Origin of the sequence: Marinovum sp. (assembly GCF_034669705.1) — a bacterium.
In the GTDB taxonomy this organism is placed as follows: domain Bacteria; phylum Pseudomonadota; class Alphaproteobacteria; order Rhodobacterales; family Rhodobacteraceae; genus Marinovum.
This window is the reverse complement of record NZ_JAXMOR010000052.1, coordinates 1-24,565: the sequence shown is the minus strand read 5'-3', so window position 1 is coordinate 24,565 and position 24,565 is coordinate 1. Positions and strand designations below refer to the sequence as shown.

19 protein-coding genes and 1 pseudogene are annotated in these 24,565 nt (G+C 64.6%); 4 read left to right on the top strand and 16 right to left on the bottom strand.

All coding sequences use genetic code 11. The features are described 5' to 3' along the window. The 15 genes from VOI27_RS22415 to VOI27_RS22345 form a co-directional block, all read right to left on the bottom strand. On the bottom strand, window positions 1-1,434 hold a 1,434-nt coding region (locus VOI27_RS22415), incomplete at its 3' end, for a sugar ABC transporter ATP-binding protein (protein WP_323768770.1). 59 nt (window positions 1,435-1,493) lie between these two features. Beyond that, window positions 1,494-2,468: a substrate-binding domain-containing protein gene (locus VOI27_RS22410; RefSeq protein WP_323768768.1), complete on the bottom strand. Its 975-nt coding sequence runs from the start codon at window positions 2,466-2,468 to the stop codon at window positions 1,494-1,496. Between the two features lie 27 nt (window positions 2,469-2,495). After that, window positions 2,496-3,257: an SDR family oxidoreductase gene (locus tag VOI27_RS22405; RefSeq protein WP_323768766.1), complete on the bottom strand. Its 762-nt coding sequence runs from the start codon at window positions 3,255-3,257 to the stop codon at window positions 2,496-2,498. After that, the gene (gene dgoD / locus VOI27_RS22400) at window positions 3,257-4,387 is read right to left on the bottom strand and encodes a galactonate dehydratase (RefSeq protein WP_323768764.1); all 1,131 of its coding nucleotides are present in this window, start codon (window positions 4,385-4,387) and stop codon (window positions 3,257-3,259) included. The genes VOI27_RS22405 and dgoD overlap by 1 nt, the downstream gene beginning before the upstream one ends. 571 nt (window positions 4,388-4,958) lie before the next feature. Further along, complete coding sequence (locus tag VOI27_RS22395) at window positions 4,959-6,824, bottom strand: TRAP transporter fused permease subunit (protein WP_323768762.1); 1,866 nt, start codon at window positions 6,822-6,824, stop codon at window positions 4,959-4,961. Between the two features lie 52 nt (window positions 6,825-6,876). Then, window positions 6,877-7,836: a TAXI family TRAP transporter solute-binding subunit gene (locus VOI27_RS22390; RefSeq protein ID WP_323768760.1), complete on the bottom strand. Its 960-nt coding sequence runs from the start codon at window positions 7,834-7,836 to the stop codon at window positions 6,877-6,879. A 78-nt stretch (window positions 7,837-7,914) separates the two neighbouring features. Further along, window positions 7,915-9,282 (bottom strand): sulfatase, encoded by a 1,368-nt coding sequence (locus VOI27_RS22385; protein WP_323768758.1) that lies wholly within the window; start codon window positions 9,280-9,282, stop codon window positions 7,915-7,917. A 23-nt stretch (window positions 9,283-9,305) separates the two neighbouring features. Further along, entirely contained in the window at window positions 9,306-10,055 is a 750-nt protein-coding gene (locus tag VOI27_RS22380) for an SDR family oxidoreductase (protein WP_323768756.1), read from the bottom strand. Continuing rightward, a complete protein-coding gene (locus VOI27_RS22375) occupies window positions 10,052-11,908 on the bottom strand; it encodes a GH39 family glycosyl hydrolase (RefSeq protein ID WP_323768754.1) in 1,857 nt (618 codons plus the stop codon). The genes VOI27_RS22380 and VOI27_RS22375 overlap by 4 nt, the downstream gene beginning before the upstream one ends. Beyond that, entirely contained in the window at window positions 11,905-12,750 is an 846-nt protein-coding gene (locus VOI27_RS22370) for a 5-deoxy-glucuronate isomerase (RefSeq protein ID WP_323768753.1), read from the bottom strand. The genes VOI27_RS22375 and VOI27_RS22370 overlap by 4 nt, the downstream gene beginning before the upstream one ends. A 10-nt stretch (window positions 12,751-12,760) precedes the next feature. After that, a complete protein-coding gene (locus VOI27_RS22365) occupies window positions 12,761-13,795 on the bottom strand; it encodes an oligopeptide/dipeptide ABC transporter ATP-binding protein (protein ID WP_323768751.1) in 1,035 nt (344 codons plus the stop codon). Next, window positions 13,792-14,790 (bottom strand): ABC transporter ATP-binding protein, encoded by a 999-nt coding sequence (locus VOI27_RS22360; protein WP_323768749.1) that lies wholly within the window; start codon window positions 14,788-14,790, stop codon window positions 13,792-13,794. The genes VOI27_RS22365 and VOI27_RS22360 overlap by 4 nt, the downstream gene beginning before the upstream one ends. A 3-nt stretch (window positions 14,791-14,793) precedes the next feature. After that, the gene (locus VOI27_RS22355; protein ID WP_323768747.1) at window positions 14,794-15,939 is read right to left on the bottom strand and encodes an ABC transporter permease; all 1,146 of its coding nucleotides are present in this window, start codon (window positions 15,937-15,939) and stop codon (window positions 14,794-14,796) included. Continuing rightward, window positions 15,932-16,918 (bottom strand): ABC transporter permease, encoded by a 987-nt coding sequence (locus VOI27_RS22350; protein WP_323768745.1) that lies wholly within the window; start codon window positions 16,916-16,918, stop codon window positions 15,932-15,934. The genes VOI27_RS22355 and VOI27_RS22350 overlap by 8 nt, the downstream gene beginning before the upstream one ends. Window positions 16,919-16,991: 73 nt before the next feature. Beyond that, the gene (locus tag VOI27_RS22345) at window positions 16,992-18,923 is read right to left on the bottom strand and encodes an ABC transporter substrate-binding protein (RefSeq protein WP_323768743.1); all 1,932 of its coding nucleotides are present in this window, start codon (window positions 18,921-18,923) and stop codon (window positions 16,992-16,994) included. Between the two features lie 259 nt (window positions 18,924-19,182). On the opposite strand from VOI27_RS22345, the gene VOI27_RS22340 reads away from it, so the two are divergent. From VOI27_RS22340 to VOI27_RS22325, 4 genes and pseudogenes are all read left to right on the top strand, one after another. Further along, window positions 19,183-20,136, top strand: a complete 954-nt coding sequence (locus VOI27_RS22340; protein ID WP_416374709.1) for a LacI family DNA-binding transcriptional regulator — start codon at window positions 19,183-19,185, stop codon at window positions 20,134-20,136. Window positions 20,137-20,205: 69 nt separating this feature from the next. Continuing rightward, window positions 20,206-20,367 (top strand): annotated as a pseudogene (locus tag VOI27_RS22335) (transposase); the annotation flags it as partial. Window positions 20,368-20,729: 362 nt separating this feature from the next. Next, the gene (locus tag VOI27_RS22330; RefSeq protein ID WP_323768739.1) at window positions 20,730-23,819 is read left to right on the top strand and encodes a CheR family methyltransferase; all 3,090 of its coding nucleotides are present in this window, start codon (window positions 20,730-20,732) and stop codon (window positions 23,817-23,819) included. Window positions 23,820-23,830: 11 nt separating this feature from the next. Continuing rightward, the gene (locus VOI27_RS22325) at window positions 23,831-24,217 is read left to right on the top strand and encodes a response regulator (RefSeq protein ID WP_323768737.1); all 387 of its coding nucleotides are present in this window, start codon (window positions 23,831-23,833) and stop codon (window positions 24,215-24,217) included. Window positions 24,218-24,291: 74 nt separating this feature from the next. On the opposite strand, the gene VOI27_RS22320 is transcribed toward VOI27_RS22325, so the two are convergent. Continuing rightward, the coding region (locus VOI27_RS22320) for a transposase (RefSeq protein WP_323768735.1) at window positions 24,292-24,565 on the bottom strand (274 nt) is incomplete at its 5' end.

Sequence of the window (24,565 nt, the reverse complement as noted above, 5' to 3'; positions counted from 1 at the left end):
CGCGCGGATGCGGCCCTCGGCCATGACAAGCACCCGGTCCGAGAGACCAAGCAGCTCCGGCAGTTCCGACGAGATCACGATGACGCCCAGCCCTTGGGTGTCGGTCAGGCTGCGGATCAGGTCGTAGATCTCGGACCGGGCGCCGACGTCGATGCCACGGGTCGGCTCGTCGAGGATCAGCACCTTGAGATCGCTCGCCAGCCAGCGGGTCAGCACCACCTTCTGCTGGTTGCCGCCCGACAGCGAGGTGACCGGCGCATCCAGCGACGCGGCCTTGAGCCGCATCTGTTTCGAGATGCCGGAAATCAGCTCGAGCGCCTTGGCGCGGCTGAAGAACCCGCCGCTCGAGACCTTTTGCGGCACGCAGAGCACCGCGTTCTCGAGGATGGTCTGCATCAGAAGCAGCGCCTCTTCCTTGCGGTCCTCTGGGGCAAAGCCGATGCCGGCGGCAATCGCCGCGGCGGTGTCCCCCGAGGGCAGCTCCTTGCCGCCGATGCGGACCGTCCCGGCGGTGCGGCGGTGAAAGCCGAACAGCCCCTTGGCCAGTTCCGAGCGGCCCGCGCCGATCAGACCGCCGATGCCCAGCACCTCGCCGGCGCGCAGCTGCAGGGTGATGTCGGTCACATGCTCGGTGCTCATGCCGGTAACATCGAGCACGACCTCGCCCGTCGAGGGCGCGCGGTCGGGGAACATGTCCGACAGCGGTCGGCCGACCATCAGCCGGGTGATCCGCGCCTCGGTGATGCCCTCGGCCGGCAGATCGTCGACCAGCCGGCCGTCGCGCAGCACCGCCACGCGGTCGGCGAGCTCGGTGATCTCGACCAGCCGGTGCGAGATGTAGATCACCGCCACGCCCTCGCCGCGCAGCCGGCGGATGATGGCGAACAGCCGCCGGGTCTCTTCGTCGGTCAGCGATGAGGTCGGCTCGTCAAAGGCGATCAGCTTGCCGCCGGCCTGCACCGCGCGCATGATCTCGATCATCTGCCGCTGGGCCGGGCCAAGACCGGCGCAGAGCTGCCGGGGGTGAAGGTCATGCGCCATGCCGAAGGTCTCGAGCAGCGCCGCGGTATCGGCGTAAAGCTTTGACCAGTCGAGGAAATGCCGGCCCTTTCGTGGCAGGTCGCCGGTAAAGATGTTCTCGGCCACCGTCAGGTCTGGCACGATCTCGGGTTCCTGATGGATCACCCGGATGCCGGCGGCATGAGCCTCGCGCGGCTGGGCAAAGCTGACCTCGCGGCCGTTGATGTGGATGCTGCCGCGGGTCGGAGGAAACACCCCCTCGAGCAGCCGCATCATGGTGGATTTGCCGGCACCGTTCTCGCCCACCAGCGCCAGCACCTCGCCGGCGTGGAACTCGAGACTGATATCCGAGAGGGCCTGCACCGGGCCGAAATGCCGGGTCAGCCCGTCGATGCGCAGAAAGGGGTTCGTCATGGGGCGCTCCTTCAGGGTCAGGTCGGGGCGGGCGGCACCGGGCCGCCCGCCCGCGCCGCTCAGTTGCAGAGCCGGCCGGCGTAGTCGTCGAAGTTCGACAGGGAGACGAATTCCGGGTCGGAATAGGTCGCCTCGGGCAGCGGCGTTCCGTCCTTGATCGACGCCAGCAGCAGGTTGACCGCATCGCGGCCGTGGTTGGCCGAGTTCAGCCACATGGTGCCCTTGAAGGCCGAACTGCGGCCGTTGCCGAAGGCGTCGCAGGCGCGGCTGCCGTCAATGCCGATGCCAATGCCGGCCTCTGCCGGGTAGCCGGAGTTCTCCATCGCCCGCGCCGCGCCCAGCACGCCGTCATCGTTGCAGGCAAAGAACACCCAGTGGTCGTACTGCGGATTGGCGGTCAGCGTGGTGGTCATCACGTCGATGGCGTTGACCATGGTGTTGTCATAGGCGGCGCGCACGATCTGGTCCTCGGTCAGGTCCGAGTTGGCCAGCAGAGCCGCCTCGGCACCGCCGTTGCGCTGCATGCAGGTGTCGGCCTTGCGGTCCTCGATCGACACGATCCCGACCGAGCTCTTGTCCCAGCCGCTGTCCTGATAGAATTTCGCCAAGTTCTCACCCACGCGCTCGCCGATGGCAAAGGCGTTGAGCCCGACATAGGGCACCGGGTTGCCGTCGCGGTCCTGGATGTCGTCGTCCACCGCGATCAGCGGCACCCCGGCCTCGGCGGCACGTGCGGCCACCACCGGGCCAAGTGCCCGGTCAGGCACCACAATGGCGATGCCGTCGACGCCGTCGCCGATCATGGTGTCGAGCGTGGTGATCGCGAGGTCGGCGTTGAACTGCACGTCCTGGCTGACAAACTCGGCGCCGCCCGCCTCGGCGGCCTCGGCCGCGCCGGCAACCTCGGCCACGAACCAGGGGTGATCGCCCATCTTGTTGATGTAGCCGATCTTGATGTTGTCGTCCTGCGCGGCCGCGCCCAGCGGCGCGATCAGCCCGGCGATGCAGGCGGCGGTCAGTTTCAGGTGTTTCATGGTTCTCCTCCCAATGAAGTTGTGGTGTCAGTCGTGGAACAGCGCCGAGCGGCCACCGTCGATGGTGATGGTCTCGGCATTGATGAAGGGCGCCTCGTCGGAGGCCAGAAAGACCGCGGTCATGGCGACCTCTTCGGGCCGGCCGATGCGCCGCGGCGGGTGCAGCGCCTCGGCGCGCTGCCGCTCGGCTGCCGGATCGTCGAACCCGGCCCAGTAGTCGCGGGCGATCTCGGTATCGACATAGCCCGGCGCGATGGCGTTCACACGGATGCCCTCGGCGGCATATTCGATGCCCAGCGACCGGGTCAGCCCGATCAGCCCGTGTTTCGCCACCGGATAGGGAAAAGTGTGCGGGATGATCTTGAAGCCGTGGGTGCTGGCGATGTTGACGATCGCCCCGCCCGCCTGAACCCGCATCGCCGGCAGCACCGCCTCGCTCATCGCCCAGCAGGCCTCGAGATCGAGCGCCATGCAGCGCGCCCATTCGCTGCGCGGCATCTCGTGCGGACGGTAGAAGACATTTGCCCCGGCGTTGTTCACCAGCACGTCGATCCGGCCAAACCGCGACAGGGTCGCTTCCGCCACCCCCGCGACCTGCGCCTGATTGGTGACATCGGTCTCGACGAACAGCCCGCCGATCTCCTCGGCCACGGCCCGGCCGGTCTCGGCGTTGCGCTCGGCCAGCACCACCTGCGCGCCGGCGGCGGCAAAGCTGCGGGCGATGGCCGCGCCGATCCCCTGCCCCGCGCCGGTGATGATCGCCACCTTGCCCTGAAGACGCCCCGCCATCACCAGTCCACCACGGTGCCGTCGGCCATCACCGCGTTGCGGGTGTGCAGCACTTCCTGCTCGAAGGGATGGCGCGCGATCTCGGCCTCGTCGACCTCGAGCCCGAGGCCCGGCTTCTCGGGCAGCGCCCAATGGCCGGGCTTGCGTTCGATCGGCCATTGCACCACGTCGTCATACCAAGGCACCGCGCCGACCATTTCCTCCTGGATGATGTGGTTCGGGGTCGAGACGCCGAAGTGCAGCGCCGCGATGCCGGCAATCGGGCCCAGCGGGTTGTGCGGCGCGACGCCGAGACCGGCGGTCTCGCAGACCGCGGCGATCTTCTTGGCCTCCCAGAGCCCGCCGACATGCACGATATCCGGCTGTGCGATGTGAAAGGCACGGCGACGGATCGCCTCTTCAAAGGCGGCCCGGCCAATCAGCCGCTCGCCGGCCGCAATGGTCACCCGCGAGGTCCGGGTCAACTCGGCGCAGTTCTCGACCTGTTCTGGCGGCACCGGCTCCTCGGCAAAGAGCGGCCGGGCCGGTTCCAGCGCGCGCAGGAAATCCCGCGCCAAGGCCAGCGAGGCCGGGCGGCCGTGGAAATCCACCATGATATCGACATCCGGCCCGACGGCGGCGCGCAGGCTGTCCATCGCGCTGCCGACCGCGTCGATCGCCCGGTTGGGCGCGATGTAATGCGCATAGGGGATCGAGACCACCTTGACCGCGTCATAGCCCGCCGCCACCACATCCCGGCCGCGCTCGGCCAGCGCATCGGCGCCGTCGGTCTCATAGACCGAGGACATGTCGCCCATGCCAAGATGCGTGTAGGTGCGCAGCCCGTCGCGGCATTTGCCGCCGAGCAGTCGCCACACCGGCGTGTCGAGGGATTTGCCAAGAATGTCCCAGAGCGCGATCTCGATGCCGCTGATCGCCGACATGCCGATCACGCCCATGCGCCAGAAGCCGTGTCGCGTCATTACCTGGAAACACTGCTCGATATCGCGCGGGTCCTGGCCGATCAGCAGCGGCTCGAGATCGGCAATCGCGCCAAGCACCGACCGCGTCTTCCATTCCAGCGTCGCCTCACCCCAGCCGACAAGGCCCGGCACATCGGTCTCGACCCGGACGAAAACCCAGTTCCGCATCTGCGCGTTGCAGGCAACGGCGCTGATCCCAGTGATCTGCACTATGTATCCCTCCAATTTGTAGTACTAATAAGCCGATATCATGACCTTTTGTCAAAGGGTTTTTTGAGCAGAGCGGTTTATTCGTTCAATTTCAGAGCGTTGGCTTTCATACTCGGGAGCAACCTGAGGCACGTCAGCGTCGGCAACCCCGACTTGGGCGTCGTCCGGCCCGGCCAAGACCCCCCGCCGTTACAGCTTGCCCGCGCCCTTCACCGGCCGCGTCTGCAGCCAGCTCGGACGGATGCGCTTGCGCCAGTTGGCCGGGGACAGCCCGGTGGCTTGGCTGAACCGGGACGAGGAATGATAGGGCGAGCGACCACAGCAACGCGCAGGCGCGCCGGATGCGCAGGTCGTCTTGGCATGGCTTACGCGACATGTGGGTCTGGGCACGGAACACCCGGCGCAGGGTGGATGCGCTCACCCAGCTCGTCGGCATCGGTGCTCAGTGCATTGGACTTGCGAGAATGCGGCTGGCCTGTTCCAACAGCCTCGTCCGACCCCGCTCGGCGGTCCGGCGCGACTGGCAAGCTCAGACCTTGCCGAAACCATCCGAACGTCGCCTGAGCACTCTGCTCACCACTTCATAGCCGATAAGTGCGAAGTACAAAGCATCGCCTACCAAGCAACTCCACAATTGCCATTCGGGTATCAAGATTCCCCCGGCCAGCACAGCGAAGGCGCAGCGCAGCCCCTTGTTCACTTCTACGACAAGGTATCCGGTCGTCGTGACGACCGCGAACACCGAGAACGATCCGGCCACAACTATCGCCAGCCCGATGTCGACAGGTTCGCCGAGACCCAGCAACCCTGGCTGCAGCACGAAGAGAAATGGCAGCGCATAGGGCACCACGGCAAGTTTGATGCCCAACCAGCCGGTTTTCCAGATCGACGCGTCCGCCACCGAGGCCGCTGCAATGGTCGCCAGGGCGACGGGCGGTGTGATCGCGGCCAGAACGCCGTAATAGAACACGAAGAAATGCGCCACCAGCGGCACGATATCCGCCTGGATCATCGCCGGCGCGACTGTCAGCGCCAGGATGATGTAGACTGCAACCGTCGGCAGGCCCATCCCGAGGACAATCGACGTGATCATCGTCAGCAGCAACACGAGGATGAGGTTACCGTCAGAGACGATCAGGACCGCATTGACCAGTTTCTGTCCCAGTCCGGTCAGCGAGAAGACACCGATGATGATCCCTGCGCTTGCCCCGAGCAGGCCGATTGGCACCATCATCCGCGCGGCGTTGACCGCAGCGAGGGCGAGCGCGGGCAGCGACGGCAATCGGCCGGTGGCGAGCAGCATCGAGACCGGCGCCGAGAGGATCGCGTAGAGCGCGGCGTTTGACGCGGTGAAGCCGAGCCCCAGAAGGCACAGGAGCAGCACGCCGATCGGAGCGAGCAGCAGCAGGCCCCGCGCGCTTTTCAACTCCTGTCCGGGCGCGAGCGCGACCGCCTCGGTGCCAAGGTGTCGGCGGTTGGCATGGACGGCGGCAAAAAGCGTCACGTAGTAGAAGAGTGCCGGCAACGTCGCGGCTATGAGAATCTGCGAGAAAGGCAGTTGCAGAAGTTCCGCCATGATGAAGCCAGCCGAGCCAAGAACGGGCGGCATGATCTGCGAACCCGTGGAGGCGACCGACTCGATGGCCGCCGCCTCGGACGAGCGGTAGCCGGATTTCTTCATCATCGGAATTGTGATGCTGCCCGAGGCGATGACATTGGCCACCGCAGCCCCGGTCATCGTGCCGAAAAGGGCGCTGGCGGCGACCGAGACCTTGCCCGGCGCGCCGGTGCTCTTGCCGAAGAGCTTCATCGACAGCGCCACCACCGCCCCTGACCCGCCGCTGACTTCCAGCAGAGCGGTCAGGACTATGAAAACGAACACCACGTGCAGGATGACGTTCAGAGCAATGCCGAAAATGCCTTCGGTCCCGATATAAAGGTGGTTCACAAGTGTCGACAGGTCGATCGGGCTGTGCCCCAGCCCGGCCGGCAGGTAGCTTCCCCAGAGCGCAAAGGCGAGAAAGATAGCCGCCAAGACCGCCAGTGGCCGCGCGCCCCATCTCCAGGTGCAATAGATTGTGAGGGCGATCCCGATGCTCCCAGCCAGGATATCGGTCTCCGACGGGCCGAAGACCATGATCTCGCTCTGCCGAAAGTAGGCGCCTGTCGTGATAGCCGCCGCAACACCGGCGGCGACCATCATGAAAAGTGAGACAATACTGGAAAGCCGCGATTGCCCCGGCAGCATCAGTGCCGAGACCAGGACCGCCCCCCAGAAAACCTTGGTGCTCAGTTGTCCCGGCCATGTCTCGAAGCGCACAAGAGACAGGACCGCGCAGGTCGTGAAAAACAGCACGATGTTGCGGATAAGGTTTGACCGGGGGCCTTCGAACATGATCAGGGGTCCGTTGTCTCGGGATCTGCTTGAATGGTGACGTCTGAACGCGTCAAAGCTTTCCGCTGTCCTTCAGGTAGGCTTCAAAGCCCTCGTGCCGCGGGATTGCAGGCTCCTGCAGCGTCAGCGGGTTGTCGGGTGTAAAGAACTGCATGAGCGGCATCGTCGCGACCAGCTCACCAGAATTGGCATAGAGAACCTCGCTGATCTCCTCGATCACCTCGCGGCTGACCTCGCTGGCGCCGACAAACAAGACCTCTGTACCAATCGAAGTCACGGCGTCATCCTGGCCGCGGTAGGTTCCGGCCGGCAGTTCGACCTTGAGGAAGTGCTCGTTGCCGGCGTTGATCGTGGTTTGCACCTCGTCGGTCAGCGGAAGGAACGCGATATCCATCTGGCTGGTCGCATTGAGCAAGGCCGCCCCCGGCACCCCGCCGAACATCACCGCCGCATCAAGCTTGTTGTCTGCCAGCGCCGCGACCTGCTCGCTGAACGACAGGTACTGCCCGTCGACATCATCCACTGACAGCCCGGCCGCCTCCAACGTCGCGATGGCGATGCGCGAGCATGTGGTCCCCGTCGGGCAGAGACCGACGCGCTTGCCCTTCAGATCCTCGATCGAGGCAATCGACCGGTCCCGCGGCGCGATGAAACTGTGATAGTTGTAGTAGCCGCCCCAGAGGGCGCGCATGTTGGTGACCGGGTGGCCGTCGAAGGGGCCTTTGCCGTTATAGGCGTCGGACGCCGCCGACGGGGTAAGCAGCCCGAAATGCGCCTTGCCGCGCAGGATCAGGCCCGAGGTTTCTGTGGTTCCGCCGGCGGGCAGAACCTCGATCTGAACCTCGTCGGAATGCTTGTTGACCACCTGCGCGATGGCGCTGCCGACGAAATAGGATGTGCCCCCGGTCGAGCCGGTCGCCATGATGAAGGTTTCGGCGGCAGCCACCGGCCCGACGCTGATCGCTGCGCCGAGAAACACTGCTGCCAGACACCATGCGCGAGACTTGTCCATGAGTAATCCTCCCTGATTCGATGATATGATGCACGTACGTCATTAAGATGACGCACGTACATCACTATGGGTAATTTCCTAATTGCGGTTTTTCTGGTCCGGCACCTTGAATGTCGGCCGCGGCGGCGCACCGCGGTAGCCGGGCCCCGGGATCACCGGCCAGGCGTCATGCGAGGAATGTCGCGCGAAAGTGTCGCCGGTCTCGCGACACCAGTCGAACAGCCGCCGGCGATGCGCGTCCAGCACCTCGGCGTAGCGCCGCTCCACCGCGAGGTTGCGCAGTTCGCCGGGGTCCGCCTCCAGGTCAAACAGCATCTCGCGGTACTGGCCGCGGTCATAGACGGTGTACTTGTAGCGCTCGCTCCGCAGGCAACGCAGCTCGATATCGGTCCAGTCGATGCGGGATTCGACAAAGACCGCATCGCGCCAGTCCTCCGGCGTCTCGCCCTGCGCCACCGGCCGCACCGACCTTCCGGTCAGCCCCTCCGGAAACTTGGCGCCGGCATAGTCCAGCAGCGTCGGCAACAGGTCGAGCCCGGTGTTCACCATGGCGTCGCTGACCTGCCCGTCCGGCTGCCCCGGCGCGCGTACGATGAACGGCACCCGGATCGACTCCTCGTAGCTCAGCGATTTCTGCAGCAGCCCATGCGCGCCATTGTGCTCGCCGTGGTCCGACAGGAAGATCACCACCGTCTCCTCCGCCAACCCGGTGTCGTCCAGCACCGCCAACAGCTGGCCGATCTGCGCGTCGACCTTCTCGACCAGCCGGAAATAGACATGCCGGAACCGCCGCCAGCGCTCTTCGGTAAAGCCGTATTGCTCTGGCGGCATGGTCTTGCGCAGGTCCGCCAGCACCCGCGCTTCAAAGGCCGGCCGGGCATGGTTCAGCGGCAGGTTCGGGTAGTCCAAAGGCAGGTCCTCCGACGTTTCCACCTCGCCCCAGGGCAGCACCTGATCGCGGCCGTGTTCGCAGATGTTGTGCGGGTTGTCGAAGGAGGCAAACAGCAGGAAGGGCCGGTCATCCGCCTGTCGGATGAAGGCCTCGCAAGCGGCGGGCAGATGGGTGTCGGAAAAGCCGCAGACGTTCTCGAAACCGAAGTCTTCCGCTGCGTCGCCGAGGTCAACGGCGGGCACATGCCACTTGCCGCCCCAGCCGGTGCGATAGCCGGCCTGACGCATCAGCGGCCCGACCGAGCGGGCAATCGCCGCCTCGGGCAGCGGCGAGTTGTTGATCATCGTGCCGAGCTGATGCGGCCATTTGCCGGTCATCATCGACGCCCGCGCCGGGTTGCACAGCGGAAAGGCGGTATAGGCGCGGTCGTAGCGCGTGCCCTCGCGCGCCAGCCGGTCCATGTGCGGCGTCGAAAGGTCCGCGTTGCCGCGATTGCTCATCGCGTCGGCGTTCTGCTGGTCGGTCATGATGACCAGGATATTGGGCCTGCGCATGGCGCCCCCTTTCTGCCCGCCGCTCACAGCGAGGCCGTGATGCCGCCATCGACAAAGATCGTCTGGCCGTTGACAAAGCTGGAGGCCCGCGAGGCGAGAAAGATCGCCGCACCGCAGAGCTCCTCGACCTCGCCCCAGCGCCCCGCCGGGGTGCGGGTCTCGAGCCAGGCGCTGAAGGTCTCGTCGGTATAGAGCGCCTCGTTCAGCGGCGTCTTGAAATACCCCGGCGCAATGGCATTGGCCTGCAGCCCGTGGCGCGCCCAGTCGGTGGCCATGCCCTTGGTCAGGTTGCTGATCGCGCCCTTCGAGGCGGTGTAGGGCGCGATGCCGGGCCGGGCGAGCGCCGATTGCACCGAGGCGATATTGACGATCTTGCCCTGCCTGCGCGCGATCATGTGCCGCGCCACCGCCCGCCCGACATAGAAGGCCGAGTTCACGTTGGTCCGCATCAACCGGTCGAAATCCGCCGGATCGTAGTCCTCGAGCGGGCCGCGCAGCTGCATCCCGGCATTGTTGACCAGAATGTCGATCTGCGTGCCGCTGCCCTCGAGTTCGTCGACCGCGGCGGCCACTGCCGCGGCATCGGTGACGTCGAAACGGGCTGCCTCGGCCGACAGCGCGTCCTGCGCCGCCGCGAGCTTCTCGGCCGAGCGGCCGTTCAGGATCACCCGCGCCCCGGCTCCGGCCAATCCCTTGGCCAGGGCAAAGCCGATCCCTTGGGACGAGCCGGTGACCAGCGCCGTCTTGCCGGAGAGGTCGAAGAGATCGTTCACGCCGACGTCTCCCCTGCCGCGACCCAATCGCTGCGCGTGCCGCCGAGCGAGACCGAGCGGACAAAGACGTCATCGGTGCCATCGACGGTATAGACGTTGGCAAGGATCGGATGCGGGGTGAGCGCGGTGATCTCGCCATCGCGCGTCACGCCCACCTCGAAGCAGAGCCCCACTTCACCGGGGTCCGGCCAGCTGACGATGGTCTCGGCGCCCGCCGCGCCGCCGGTGCGCGTCGCCTTCGGTTGCGGCGCCACCGGCGCCTCGGACGCGGCCTTGCGTGCGATCACCAGCGTGGCCGAGGGCAGCGGCAGCTCCAGGTCGAGCTTGAGCGGCCCCGCCATGGTCTGGCGCAGTTTCTCGTGCGGCTCGGCCTTGGCGCGCATCGCGGTCATGGCATCGCGCGACGGGTAGCCCAGCCGCTCGAGCTCGTTCAGCGCCTCGGACTCGCGCGCCTCCTTGGAGTTCGGATCCAGCCGTACGCCGCTCTTTTCCCATTCCGAGAACGGTGTCCCGTCAATGTCGTTAAGCTGCATCACCAGCACATCCCACGCGCCCTCGGTTTCCGGCAGCTCGAGCGTCACCCGGTCCATCCCCGAGACCCGGATCGCATCGCGGCTGTTGTAAAGCACCGCGGCCCGCGTGCCCTCGTCATGCTGGGTGACAATCGCCCCGGGGCCTTCAGTATCGGGCGTCAGATCGGGCATCGGAAAGCGCGTGCTGCCCAGCTGCGCCAGCATCTCCATCACCGTCAGCGCCGGTTTCTTGATCAGGGTAAAGTTGTCGTGGTCCTCCTCGCGCGCCTTCAGCTTCTCGAGGTCGGTCACATGCTCGGATTGCGCCATCGCCACCGACCGGCCGCCGATCAGGGTGTATTGCGTGCGCTGGCCCCAGGAACCCATGAAGCCGTTGTCGTTGAACAACAGGTCAAAGGGCACGCCCGCGTCGGTGTGCAGCCGCTGGTGCTGGTCGATGATCTTGGTGATGATCGCCGGGCAATAGGCGGTGGCGTGCCAACTGTGGTGGTGCCACCAGCCGACCTGCGGATCGCATTCGTTGTTGACGATCGGGATATGCGCCAGCCGCGGATGGTTCTCGCGGATATGGTTGATCGCCAGCCGCTCGCGCTCGATCAGCGCCAGGGTGTCGGGTTGCAGGTCCTCGACGTGATAGGTGACGCCCTTTTCGTGGATCGAGATGAAATCAGCGCGCGGCGCCTCTCCGGTCAGGAAGTTGGTGCCGGTGTCGAGATGCTGGACAAAAGCCTTGAACAGCGGCGACATGGTCTTGCAGGTCCCGGCCCCGCCGATCACCAGGTCCTTCGACACCGCCTCGACCCCGGCGACGCAGGCATCGTAATAGCGCATGAAGGCCGGCGCGCCGGCGGTCCACCAAGCCGAATCCGGCTCGTTCCAGCTCTCAAACATCCATTGGCTGACGTTCTCCATGCCGTAGCGTTCGACACTGCGCTCAACGATCTGGGTCACCAGGTCGCGCCAGCGCGGCTCCCAGCCCTCGCTGTTGAAATCGAAGCTGTTGGACGGGTTCCCCATGATCTCGAAACACGGCAGGAAGCCGTTTTCGACCATCACGTCCATCGCCTCGTCGAACAGGGCGAAGTCATAGCTGTCGCCGCCCTTGGCCACGATCATGTTGAGCATGTAGTGCGGCCGCAGGTAGTGCACGCCCTTCAGCGGCGTGCCCGCCAGCAGCGTCAACGTGCGCTTCATCTCGGGCGTCAGCAAAAGCTCGCCCGGCGAAAAGCCGGTGGCGCGCCAGAAGCGTTGGAAGGGACGCCCCTGGGCGGGATCAGGTCTGAGGGATCTGAGAAGGTTCTGGGGGTGGGCGATATTCATGTGTTGAACGCCTTTCGCATGTCCTGAATTCCGGGAATGGCCTGCATCAGATGCTCGTGACGCGGCTCGAAGCGCTGGATCAGCCCGCGCTGGGACCGGCCGGCGAGGATGGTGAAGATATAGCCCCGGTGCCCCGGCGAGGTGGAGGTCGGGTGATAGCCGCGATCAAGGCAGAAGGTGTCGCCGTCGCGGGTCAGATGCACCACCGGGGTCTCGCCGTCGTTGTAGCAGGACTGGGTGCCAAAGCCCGAAGGCGGATCAAAGCGGTAGTGATAGAGTTCTTCGTGATCGGTCTCTTCCGGCCCGTCGTCGGTGTCATGCTTGTGCGGCGGATAGCCCGACCAGCAGCCCGGCTCGGCATAGAGCTCGCTTACCAGGAGCCGGTCAACCCGGCCGTTCTGGCGCTGCCCGAGGATATGGCGGATGCGGCGGTGGGAGTGGGTCTCGTCAGAGCCGACGTCGACCTCCTCGACCTCGTCCGGGGCGATACGAAAGGCGGCCAGGTCGCGTGTGCCCTCGACCCGCGCGCCGGCCACCGCGATCTCGGCCGCGCTTTGGGCGATGACGGTCACGCCATGGCCCGCTGGCGCATAGACAGAATCGGCCACCCCGTCAAAGACGCCGTTGCGCCCGCCCACCGCGGCAAAGCTCTGCCCGGCGGTGGCGATATCCACCACACCCGACATCGGCACCAGGCAATGCTCGCTCAGATCGGCATCAAGGGTAAAGCTTTCGCCCTCTGCCAGCCGCAACAGGCGAAAGCTGATCAGGGAAAGGGTGTCGTCATTGCTGCCCACGATGGGCTGGTTCCCGGTGTCACGGGATCGGATCAATCGTGCCATATCAGGTCCTTCAGGAAGTGTGTCGCAGGGTGTCGAACACGCCCGCGAGTTCGAGGTCATCGGCATGGTGACAGGCCACCGCGCGGCGGCCCTCTGCCTTGGGGATCAGCGGGGGTTTGTCGCTGGCGCAGACCGCGGTGGCAAAGCGGCAGCGCGGGTGAAACGGGCAGCCGCTCGGCACGTTCGACGGATCGGCCACCTCGCCGGGCAGCCTCACCCGGGCCGAGGCATCGCGCAGATCCGGGTCCGGCACCGGCACGGCGGAGAACAGCGCCTCGGTATAGGGGTGCAGCGGGCGTTCGAACATGTCGTCGGTGGAGGCGATCTCGACCAGGTTGCCGACATACATCACAGCGATCCGGTCAGAGATATGCTGCACCACCGAGAGGTCATGCGAGACGAAAAGATAGGTCAGCCCGAACTCGGCCTGCAGGTCCTTCAGGAGGTTGATGGTCTGCGCCTGCACCGAGACATCCAGCGCCGAAACCGCCTCGTCGGCGATCAAGAGCTTGGGGTTGCAGGCCAGCGCGCGGGCAATGCCGATCCGCTGTCGCTCGCCGCCGGAAAAGGCATGCGGATAGCGGTGCATGGTTTCGGGCCGAAGCCCGACCCGGCGCATCAGCTCGGCCACCTTCTCGCGCAGGTCCTTGCCAGAGGCGAGGCCGTTGACCTTCAGCACCTCGCCGATGATGTCGACCACCGGCAACCGCGGATTGAGCGAACCCTGCGGGTCCTGGAACACCAGCCGGATATCCTGACGATGCGGCGCCAGCTCGGCCTCGCCCAGCGTCGCCAGGTCAACCGGGCCGTCCTTGTGGTGATAGACCATCGATCCGGCCGTGGGCTCGTAGATCCGCAGGAGCGCGCGGGTGATGGTGGACTTGCCGCAACCGGATTCTCCCACCACCGCAAGGGTCTCGCCAGCCAGAATGTCGAACGAGACGTCATCGACGGCCTTGACCACCCGGGTCTTGCGCCGGAACGAGCCTGAGCTCAGCTTGAAATGCATCCGCAGGTCACGGATTTCGACGAGAGGCTTGTTCATGCCGCTTCTCCCAGACGCAGGCAGCGCGCGGCGCGGCCATCCTCGGTGCGGCGCATGCCGGGCATCTCGACGTCGCAGAGCCCCTGTTTCGCCAGGTCGCAGCGGGTCGAGAACAGACAGCCTTCGGGCCGGTCAAAGGGCGAAGGCACCATGCCGCGGATTGTGCTCAGCCGGTCCTTGCGCACCGGCGCCAGACGCGGCACCGACTCGAGCAGCGCCCGGGTGTAGGGGTGCAGCGGATCGTGAAAAATTTGTCGCACCGGCCCCTGCTCGACCACCTGGCCCAGGTACATCACCACCACGTCATCGGCGATTTCCGCCACCACGCCCAGGTCATGGGTGATGAACAGCGTCGAGACCCCCTGTTCGTCGCGCAGGTTGCGGAACAGGTCGAGGATGTTGGCCTGGGTCGTCACGTCGAGCGCCGTGGTCGGCTCGTCGGCGATCAGGAGCCTGGGCTGGCACTGGATCCCCAGCGCAATGCAGACCCGCTGCCGCATGCCGCCCGAGAGCTGGAAGGCATAGGCATCGAAGCGGCTGCGCGGATCGGGGATGCCGACGCTGCCAAGCGCCTCGATGGCGCGCTCCTTGGCCTCGGCCTTGCCCAGCCCGAGGTGCAGTCGGATGGTCTCGACCATCTGGTTGCCGATGGTATGCACCGGCGAGAGCGCGGCCATCGGCTCCTGGCTGATCAGCGCGATCTCCTTGCCGCGCAGCCGGCGGATCTCGGGGCTGTCCTTGCCGTAGTGCAGCAGGTCGATGGGATCGGCCCCGCCGGGCGACCAGAGGATCTCGCCGCCGATGATGCGGCCGGGGCGTGGCACCATGTTGAGGATCGACCGGCCCGTCATGCTCTTGCCCGAGCCGCTCTCGCCGACGATGCAGACGATGCGCGCCTCCGGGATGGTGAAATCGACACCGTCGATGGCCTTGACCAGCACCTCGTCGGTAAAGAAATGGGTCTGCAGGTTCTTGACGTCTATCAGGGTGCTCATGGTCTATTTCCCGTAAGGATCGGCGGCGTCGCGCAGCCCGTCGCCGAGGAAGTTCAGCGCCAGGACGGTGACGATGATCGCGATGCCCGGCAGGAACAGCCAGGGCGCGTTCGACAGCGCCAGGATGCTCTGCGATTCCTTCAGCAGCACGCCCCAGCTCACCACCGGCGGCCGCAGCCCGACACCGAGAAAGCTGAGCGCGGTTTCCGCGAGGATCATCGCCGGGATCGCCAGCGTGGTCGAGGCGATGAGATGCGAGGCAAAGGAGGGCACCATGTGCCGCCAGATGATGCGTTGCCGCGAACAGCCGTCGAGCCGGGCGGCGGTGACGAAATCCTCGGTCTTCAGGACCATGAACCGGCCGCGCACGATGCGGGCGATGTCGGTCCAGCCGATCAGGCTGAGGATGATGGTAATCCAGAGATAGACCACCAGTGGCGAGATATTGAGCGGGATTGCCGCCGCCAGCCCGAGCCAGAGCGGGATGGTCGGAATGCTCTTGAGCAGCTCGATCAGCCGCTGGATCACCTCGTCGGCCCAGCCGCCGGCAATGCCGGAAATCCCGCCCAGCACGATCCCGATCACCAGGCTCAGCGCCACTCCGATCAGCCCGATCGACATCGACACCTGTGTGCCGATCACCGTGCGGCTGAACACGTCGCGCCCCAGCCGGTCGGCGCCGAACAGGTAGAACGGCCGTCCCGGCTCTTTCGGGCCAAAGAAATGCCGATCGGTCGGGATGACCCCCCAGAACTTGTAGGGTTCGCCGCGCACGAAGAAGCCCAGCGGGATGACCTCGCTCTCGTCGACCGTGTAGGTGCGGGTCAGCTCCAGCGGATCGACCTTGGAGGTGTAGTCATAGGTGTGGAACAGGTGCCGCTGCCCGGCCGCGTCGGTCCCCAGCAGGTGGATCGATTGTGGCGGCGCATAGGTGTAGCGGGCCGAGTAGTAATTGGCGGTCGTCGGCGCCAGGAAGCTGGCGAAGATCGCGACGAGGTAGACCAGCGCCACCACCACACCGCTCCAATAGGCCAGCCGGTGGCGTCGGAACCGCATCCAGATCAGCCGCCATTGGCCGGCCGCCTCGAAGGGCTTGTCCTTGCGCGCCGTCACCGGGCCCGCGTCGATCGTATCGGTCATATCACTCATAGCGCACCCTCGGGTCGAGCCAGGCCAGCAGCAGGTCGGAAATCAGCGTGCCGATCAGGGTCAGGATGCTCAGCAGCATGATGATGGCCCCGGCGAGATACATGTCCTGCGCAAACAGCGCGTTCAGCAGCAGCGGGCCGGAGGTCGGCAGGCTGAGCACGATGGCGGTGACGACGGCGCCGGAGACCAGATTGGGCAGCAGCCAGCCGATCGTCGACACGAACGGGTTGAGCGCCACGCGCACCGGGTATTTCAGCAGCAGCCGGGTCTCTGACAGCCCTCGCGCCCGGGCCATCTCGACATAGGGTTTCTGCAGCTCGTCCAAGAGGTTGGCCCGCATGATCCGGATCAGCGAGGCAGTGCCGCCGGTGCCCAGCACGATCACCGGGATCCACAGGTGATCGATCAGGTCGCCCACCCGCGCCCAGGACCACTCGGCATTGATGTACTCTGACGAGAACAATCCGCCGGGGCTCCAGCCCAGGTATTCCGTGGTCAGCCACATCAGGATCAGCGCCAGCAGGAAATTCGGAATCGCCAGGCCGATGAAGCCGAGGAAGGTGGCGATGTAATCGCCCAGCGAATACTGCCGGATTGCCGAGTAGATGCCGATCGGAAAGGCCAAGAGCCAGATGAACAGCAGCGTCGCCAGCGAGACGATCAGCGTCAGGCCGAGCCGGTCCCAGATCAGATCGTCGACCGGGCTGTTCCAGTCAAAGGACTGGCCGAAATCGCCGTGCAGCAGGATACCGCTCACCCATTTCCAGTATTGCACATAGACCGGCTGATCGAAGCCATAGCGCGCCCGCAGGGCCTCCAGAACCGCCGGATCGACGCTTTCGTTCTGTTGCGACATTCGGGCCGTCATCGTGGTCACGAAGTCGCCGGGGGGCAGCTGGATGATGACGAAGACGATCATCGAGATCAGCACCGTGATCGGCACCATGAGGGCCAGCCGCCAGAGAGTATATCTCAGCATCTTGCGTCTTTCGGTTGCAGGAAAATTTCGGCAGGGACGGCGTCGGGAGGTTGCGCCGGTCCCTGCCTGCGGATCAGTTCTGGAAGTAGAACTGCTCGGCGCGCGCCGGACCCGGGGTCAGGTAATAGAAGGTGTTGGGCATCGCCTCGGGCACATTGGCCAGGTTGGTCTTGACGATACCGTACCGGTCGGGAGCCAGGTTGGTGCCGATCACGTAAAACTCGTCCTTGGTGATCTCGAGCAGCTCACGCATCAGCGCCATCTGCTCATCCCGGCTCGGTGCCGCCAGCACCTGGTTGTAGAGCTCGAGCTGTTTCATCGCCTCGGCATCGGGTTTCTCGGCGGCCGGATCCTCGGGGTTCTGCGCCCAGATCCCCCAGGCCGAGGCATAGCTCGACTGGAACTCGTAGGGGAAGTACCACTTGGGATCGAGCAGACCCAGCATGTCATAGCCGCCACCGCCGACCCAGACGTTGCCGTCGAAATCGTTCTTCTGCCGCTTGGTGATCGACAGCGACATCTCGATCGGGCGCACCTGCATGTCGATGCCGACCTTGTTCCAATAGCCCTTGACCAGCTCGAGCGCGTCGTTCTGCGTTTTCCAAGAGCTGATGACATCGACCGCAAAGGTCAGCCGCTCGCCATCCGGCCGCAGCCGCATCCCGTCAGAGCCGCGCTCGGTCAGCCCGGCCTTGCCGAGGTATTCATTGGCCAGGTCGAGGTCGAACTCGGTGTACTGCTTGGCCAACTCCTCGTCATAAAGCTCGGTGTCCGCCCGCGGCGCGGCCTGCCAGGCCTCTGACGTGCCGGCATAGATGATCTGGTTGAGCTCTTCGCGGTCGATGGCATGGCTCAGCCCGATGCGGAAATCCTTGTTGGCAAAGACTTCCCGCAGCCCCGGGTCCTTGTGGGTCTGGTTGAGCATGATGATCATCGCATTCGACCAGGCCGGCTGCGCCAGAAACATCTCGTAGCCGCCCTTCTCGCGGCCCTGCACCAGCACCGGGCGCTGGTCTTCGGCATCGAGGCTCACGTTCTGGAAATCGATCTCGCCGTTGATCGCCTTGAGCACGGCGCCTTGGTTGTCCTCGACGATGTCATAGGTGACCTTGTCTATATAGGGCAGCTGCTGCCCCTCGGGGTCGACCTTGTGGTAATAGGGGTTGCGCTCGGCCACCACCTGGGTGGTCTGCACGTAGGGCACGGTCAGCTTCCAGGCATCAAGCACCGGCCGGTCGGCATCGCGCCAGCGGCTGGGATAGCCGATCTTGTTGGCGATATTGTCGACCCAGCCGGCGGCCCCCGCCTCTTTCGCCAAGTCCTCGGCGGTGTCGCTGTGATCCTTGTGGAACTGCTTGAGCCAGTGCTGCGGCGCCCCGGCCAGAATATCCGTGCCGCGGATCGTGGCCATGTTGGCCAGAAACAATGCGTTGGGCGCATCGAAGGTAAAGACCACCGTGGTCGGATCAGGCGCAGTGACCACAAGCGGGGCCTCGCCCGCCCGCAGCCAGACCGGGATCTCCGGGGTGATCTCCTTGTTCATCAGGATGTCGTTGTACCAGAACAGGATGTCGTCAGATGTGAACGGCGTGCCGTCGGACCACTTGTGACCCTCGTAGAGCGTGAAGGTGAACTCGGTCGCATCGTCGTTGACCGACACCGATTTCGCCACCTCCGGCACCGCCTCCGACCATTCGCGGTTCCAGCGCACCAGCCCGCCACTGCCGAGCGAGCGCTGCACCAGACTGTCGCCGCCACCGACCATCACCTGGCGCCAGGTGCCGCCGTAGGAGCCGATGGACTCGAGCGGCTGCTCGACCATCGGCGCGGCCGGAAGTCGCTCGTCCACCGCCGGCAACTGCCCGCCGGCGACCTTGTCGGCCAGCATCGGCGCCTCGGCATAATCGCCCGCCGCCGCCGCAAAGGCCGTAGCCAGCGAAAGCACCGAGGCACAGGCCGCGACCCGCAGCCTCCTCGGCGCTGAAGTTCCCTTGAATCGTTGCATTAGCCTCTCCTCCTCGGCCGTTGACTTGATCGAATCGAACTTACGTTATCGTTACCGTAGTTGCTAAAGGATCTGATCGCGCCCTGTCAAATATTAACTCATTTCTCGTTGAAATTTGGATACTTGTATGTGATATTCCCTTGACCTCACAACGTTAGCGTTACCGTACATGAGAAAAAGATCCGACCAGACAGAGGCTTGCACCCTCAGCGACGTGGCCAAGGCGGCGGGCGTCTCGCGCATGACCGTGTCGCGGGCACTGAACGGCCAGGAGGGCGCCTCGGCCAAGACGCGCCAGCACATCCTCGACGTGGCCAAGCGGCTGAACTACCGGCCCAATACCGCCGCGCGCAACCTGCGCTCGCGCAAATCCTCGGTCATCGGCGTGATCGTCCCGGACATCTCGAACCCGTTCTTCCCCGAGATCTTTCGCGGCGCCGAAAGCATCGCCCAGAGCGAGGGCTATACGCTGACCCTGTCAAACGTGGTCGAAAGCGCCGACCGCGAAGCCGAAGTGCTCGAAAAGCTGCTCAACCAACAGGTCGACGGGCTGATCTGGTGCTCGGCCCGGATGGAGGACGCGCTGCTGTTCAAGGCACTTGAAAATGCCGGCAATGTCGTTCTGATCAACCGCAAATGCCCCAAGAACTTGGCCTCTTCGGTCGTTGTCGATTACGCAATGGGCGCCAGGATCGCCGTGCGGCACCTATTGGATATCGGTGCCAAACGGATCGGGATTGTGGCCGGGCCGGACTGGTCCTTCGGGGCCAAGGAGCGCCTGCGGGGCGTCGAAGCGGCCTTGCGGAAATACGAAATTCAGCCGCTCGGCACGATGTTCTGCGATCCGACGATCGAGGGCGGCCAACAGGCCGCCGCCACGCTTCTGGCCGAGACCCCCGACCTCGACGCGCTCATCTGTTACAACGACCTTGCCGCCATCGGGGCGTCGCATGCCTGCAAGAACCTCGGACTGGCCGTACCCGGCGACATTTCGCTGATCGGTTTCGACGACATCGCCATCGCCAGCCTCGTCAGCCCACCGATCACATCGCTCGGAGTGGAACGATATGAACTCGGGCGCGCCGCGATGAACCTTCTGCTGAAGCGTATCCGGGGCGATGAGTCCCTTAACCAGGTAACATTGCAGCCTACGCTCCGGATACGCGAATCGACGATGGCTGCGCTGCGAGGCGCGCCGGGCACCGGTGTGTGATGCCCACGGTCAGCCCGCTGCGCACCTGTAGCGGCGCCGGAACAGCAGTCTCTGAAAAATCGCCTGCCGCTGCCCGACCGGGTGCTCGCCACTGTGGAAGCGTGGCTCCGCGCGCGTCCCGAGATCGAGGTTGTTGCCCGTGATCGCAACGGTGGCTACGGCGGTGCTGCCGCACGTGCCCTGCCGGACGCGGTCCACCTCGCGGATCGTTGGCATCTGTTAGAATGCGCAGGGGACCGTGGCCGCAGTGCGGCCGCGTATGCCCCGCGGCATGCAAGTGCAGCCTTCCTCGCCCCCTACTCGATATCAGAGACTTTCGTCGTCATGGTGAGAGCGCTGCCGCCGGCCCACCTCGGGGGCTGAATTTTGTCAGAAAGGGCGGAAAACCGTCATGCGCCGCGCCCTGCATCAACGTCTGCCGCTGGGTATATGGCAGCAGACCAGCGGCGATTGCTGAAAACCCGGCGCCGCCCGCAACCGGCCACCAGGTACCGTCGGATCCCGGATGCCCAAGCGCCTGCTTGCTTGTTTTGGCGATCCAGCAGGCGGTATTTCAGATTGTGAGTCGCATTTACCGGGCGTAGGGTCCGGGCATGAAATCCTCCGTCCCCCTCGTCGTCGGCATCGGCGCTTCAGCAGGAGGCATACCCGCCTTCGAAGGCTTCTTTCGAGCGCTGCCGGATGACTGTGCCATGGCGTTCATCATCGTCACTCACCTCAGCCCGGAGCGCACGAGCCTGCTGCACGAGGTCATCAGTCGCTATACCAAGCTTCCGGTGCAGGTGGCAGAGGATCAGATGCACCTCCGGCCGCACAATATCTACGTGATGCCCGAGGGCAAGATACTGACCGTCAAGAACGGTCGGCTAACCCTCACCGACGACAACCCGGCGCACCGCGAGCGCAAGCCGATCGACGTATTCTTCGCCTCGCTCGCCGCGGATCAGGGTGAACACGCCGTGGGAATCGTGCTCTCGGGTGGTGACGGAGATGGCACGCTCGGCATCAAGGTGATCAAGGAGCATGGCGGCATCACCTTCGCGCAATCCGCCGACGGGTCCGGGCCGCGAAATCCTGAGATGCCGGCCAGCGCGATGGCCAGCGGTCTCATCGACTTCGCGGTGCCCGCCGAGCTCATGCCACGTTACCTCCTGCAGCTGCAAAACGGCACCGACGCGGTCGATCTGCCGGGGCTCGAGACGCCTCCGGGCAAGGAAGACAGCGCTGCACAGCGCCTTCAGGCCGAGATATCGGAGTTGCTGCGGCGCCATGCCGGTCACGACTTTTCAGGCTACAAGAACAAGACCTTCATGCGGCGCGTCGCCCGGCGCATGAAGGTGCTCGACCTGCGCACGATAGACGCCTATGTGGCACGGCTGCGCGACGACAAGGCCGAGATCATGGCCCTGTTCCGCGACCTTCTGATCAATGTCACCAATTTCTTTCGCGACAGCGAAGCATTCCAATGCCTCAACGAGACCGTGATCCCGAAATTGCTGGAAGGTCGCGGTGCGAGCGAGAGGGTGAGGATCTGGGTGCCGGGCTGTGCCACGGGCGAAGAAGTCTACTCTCTGGCAATCCTGGTGCTTGAGCAGATGGAAGATCTGCCAGCGGCGCCACAGGTCCAGATATTCGCGACAGACATCGACGAGCAGGCACTGTCTGTCGCCCGGGCGGGACGCTATCCCGAAGCGCTTCTCGCCGGAATGGACCCGGCGCGCCGCGCGCGGTACTTCAGACAGGACGGTGCCAGCTATGTGGTGGTCAAGGAGGTGCGGGAACTGTGTGTCTTCTCGCCGCACAGTGTCATTTCGGATCCGCCATTTTCGCGCATGGACCTGGTCTCCTGCCGCAATCTTCTGATCTACCTCGGCGTCGAGTTGCAAAGCCAGGTGATCCCGACATTCCACTACGCCCTGAAGCCCGGCGGCTATCTTTTCCTGGGAACGTCGGAGGGGGTCAGTCGGCATACCGACCTGTTCGCAGCCTTGAACAAGCAGCACCGGATCTTCCAGAGCCGCAGCACCGATGGCGCTCCACGGCGTCTGCCGATCGGACTGGACCGGCTCGCCGGGCAACATCGGATCGGCGAGACGGCAAAGCGGCGCGCCGAAACCAATGACATGCGGCTCCGGCAGAGAGGCGAAGCGCAGGTGCTGGAACGCTACGCGCCTGCCCATGTGATCGTGACCAGCGAAGGGGAGATCCTGCATTTCTCTTCGAACACCGGGCACATCATGAAAATTCCACGGGGCGCTCCGAGCCGGCAGCTGTTCGATCTGGTCCGTCCGGAACTGCGGGTGGAACTGCGGGCGCTGCTGCGTCAGGCCATGGAGACGAACAAACCGGCGAGCCGTCAGGTCCTGATGCTGGAAAGCGGAGACGCCGACGGCCGCATGGTCGGCCTGACGGCAGAGCCGCTCGACGGCCCTGATGATGAGGAAACGCTGTATCTGGTCCTGTTCACCCTGCTTGGAACCTGGGCTCAGCCGGCCTCGGTCGAAGAAAGCGGCGCGATCGAGGAAAAGATGGAACTCGAGTTGCGCGACCTGCGCGAACGCCTGCAATCGACGATCGAGGAATATGAGACCGCGCTCGAGGAGTTGAAGTCCTCGAATGAGGAACTCGTCTCCGTGAACGAGGAGGCGCAATCGACGAACGAGGAACTCGAAGCCTCGAAGGAGGAGATGCAATCCCTGAACGAAGAGCTCTCGACCATCAACGTGGAGCTCTCGGCCAGTGTCGAGGACCTTGACCGGGCCAACACCGACCTGAAGAACCTCTATGCTGCGACCCGGATCGCCACCATCTTTCTCGACGAGGCACTGGTCATCCGCAATTTCACGCCTGCCGCAGCCTCGCTCTTCAACCTGCGGGAAACCGATATCGGCCGGCCTTTCACCGATCTCGCGGGCGCCCTGCGCTATCCTGACCTTCAAGACCGGGTGAAGCAGGTCTACCGGTCGGGGGAGGCCACCGAGAACAAGCTGCCTGCTCGCGGCGACGGGACGGCCTATCTGTCGAGGCTGATGCCATACCGCTCGCAGTCAGGCGACATCAGCGGCGTCATCGTTACCCTGGTCGACATCAGCTCGCTGGCCCATGCGGAAGAGCAGCAGAAGCTGCTGATCTCGGAGTTGAACCACCGGGTCAAGAACATGTTGGCCCTGGTCATCAGCCTCACCAACAGCACTCACAAGACGACCGATGCGCCAGATCAGTTCCTTGACAAGCTTCTGGCGCGGCTACATGGCATGGCGCGGGCCTATTCACTGTTGTCGCAGTCCGATTGGACCAGGGTTTCGCTCAAGGACGTGATCCGGACCGAAGCGCAGGCATTCGGCGCCGAACGGATCGAGGTTCAGGGGCCGGACGTGACGCTGAGACCGTCGCAATCGCTGGCGCTGAGCATGGTCATCCACGAGATGGCAACCAATGCCGTCAAGTACGGTGCTCTTTCAAATGATGTCGGGCTGGTTCGCATCTCTTGGCAGGTCAAGGAGGGGCGACTGGAATTTCATTGGCGCGAAGAGGGCGGACCCGAGGTGCCTCCCCTTGATAGAAAGGGTTTCGGCCTTACCCTTATCGAAGGACAGCTGCGATCACAGCCCGACACCGAGGCCAGCGTGAGCTTCCCGCCGGAAGGCGCGTTGCTTGAGGCAAGTTTGCCGCTGGAAGATTAGGGGGAAGCGCCATGACCGGCGATAGGACAGCAGGATCGGGACGCGGCAAACCAGCTGTCTTGATTGTCGACGACGAGTTCCTTCTCGCCTATGATCTGACCGAAGAGGTCGAGGCGGCGGGTTATGGCGTCGTGGGGCCGGCCCATTCGGTGGCCTCAGCATTGGACTTGATCGAGGCCGAGCGCACCGACTGTGCCATTCTTGATGTAAACCTTGGCAAAGAAACATCCTATCCGATCGCCGAGGAATTGGCCGCCCGCGGCATACCTTTTACCTTCATTACCGGATACGAAATCCGCCAGCTCGACGCGAGCTTTCGTGAGGCCCCGCTCCTTTGCAAACCGGTGCAGACCCACGCGCTGCACGCGAAGTTGCAGGAGATGCTGAGCGGGACGTAGACCAAGTCCTTTATGGCATGAGTGTCGACATCTGAGCCTTGTTGAACCTGACCTGCCCCCCACTGGTCCCTCGTTCATGACGAGAGTCTGCGGGTTTGATTTTGGTAGTGGTCGGCTTCGGGCTTGGCAAGCGCGCCGGGCGCGGAGCCCTCAAATTGCTCAAGCGTCCGGCGCGCTTCGGCGGGTGTTTTGTTCCCGAGCGATGAGTGCGTCCTGACGGTATTGTAATCGTAACGCCAGAGCGCCAGCTTCCGGCGGGCGTCGTCCAGGGTGTCAAATATCTCCTCGTTCAGCAGTTCGTCCCGCAGGCTGCCGTTGAATGACTCGATAAAGGCGTTCTGCTGCGGC

Bases quoted from the DNA above. Each gene is read 5' to 3' on its own strand.
- VOI27_RS22410 (WP_323768768.1), bottom strand. From the start codon at position 2,468: ATGAAACACCTGAAACTGACCGCCGCCTGCATCGCCGGGCTGATCGCG.
- VOI27_RS22405 (WP_323768766.1), bottom strand. From the start codon at position 3,257: ATGGCGGGGCGTCTTCAGGGCAAGGTGGCGATCATCACCGGCGCGGGG.
- dgoD (WP_323768764.1), bottom strand. From the start codon at position 4,387: ATGCGGAACTGGGTTTTCGTCCGGGTCGAGACCGATGTGCCGGGCCTT.
- VOI27_RS22395 (WP_323768762.1), bottom strand. From the start codon at position 6,824: ATGTTCGAAGGCCCCCGGTCAAACCTTATCCGCAACATCGTGCTGTTT.
- VOI27_RS22390 (WP_323768760.1), bottom strand. From the start codon at position 7,836: ATGGACAAGTCTCGCGCATGGTGTCTGGCAGCAGTGTTTCTCGGCGCA.
- VOI27_RS22385 (WP_323768758.1), bottom strand. From the start codon at position 9,282: ATGCGCAGGCCCAATATCCTGGTCATCATGACCGACCAGCAGAACGCC.
- VOI27_RS22375 (WP_323768754.1), bottom strand. From the start codon at position 11,908: ATGAATATCGCCCACCCCCAGAACCTTCTCAGATCCCTCAGACCTGAT.
- VOI27_RS22370 (WP_323768753.1), bottom strand. From the start codon at position 12,750: ATGGCACGATTGATCCGATCCCGTGACACCGGGAACCAGCCCATCGTG.
- VOI27_RS22365 (WP_323768751.1), bottom strand. From the start codon at position 13,795: ATGAACAAGCCTCTCGTCGAAATCCGTGACCTGCGGATGCATTTCAAG.
- VOI27_RS22360 (WP_323768749.1), bottom strand. From the start codon at position 14,790: ATGAGCACCCTGATAGACGTCAAGAACCTGCAGACCCATTTCTTTACC.
- VOI27_RS22355 (WP_323768747.1), bottom strand. From the start codon at position 15,939: ATGAGTGATATGACCGATACGATCGACGCGGGCCCGGTGACGGCGCGC.
- VOI27_RS22350 (WP_323768745.1), bottom strand. From the start codon at position 16,918: ATGCTGAGATATACTCTCTGGCGGCTGGCCCTCATGGTGCCGATCACG.
- VOI27_RS22345 (WP_323768743.1), bottom strand. From the start codon at position 18,923: ATGCAACGATTCAAGGGAACTTCAGCGCCGAGGAGGCTGCGGGTCGCG.
- VOI27_RS22330 (WP_323768739.1), top strand. From the start codon at position 20,730: ATGAAATCCTCCGTCCCCCTCGTCGTCGGCATCGGCGCTTCAGCAGGA.
- VOI27_RS22325 (WP_323768737.1), top strand. From the start codon at position 23,831: ATGACCGGCGATAGGACAGCAGGATCGGGACGCGGCAAACCAGCTGTC.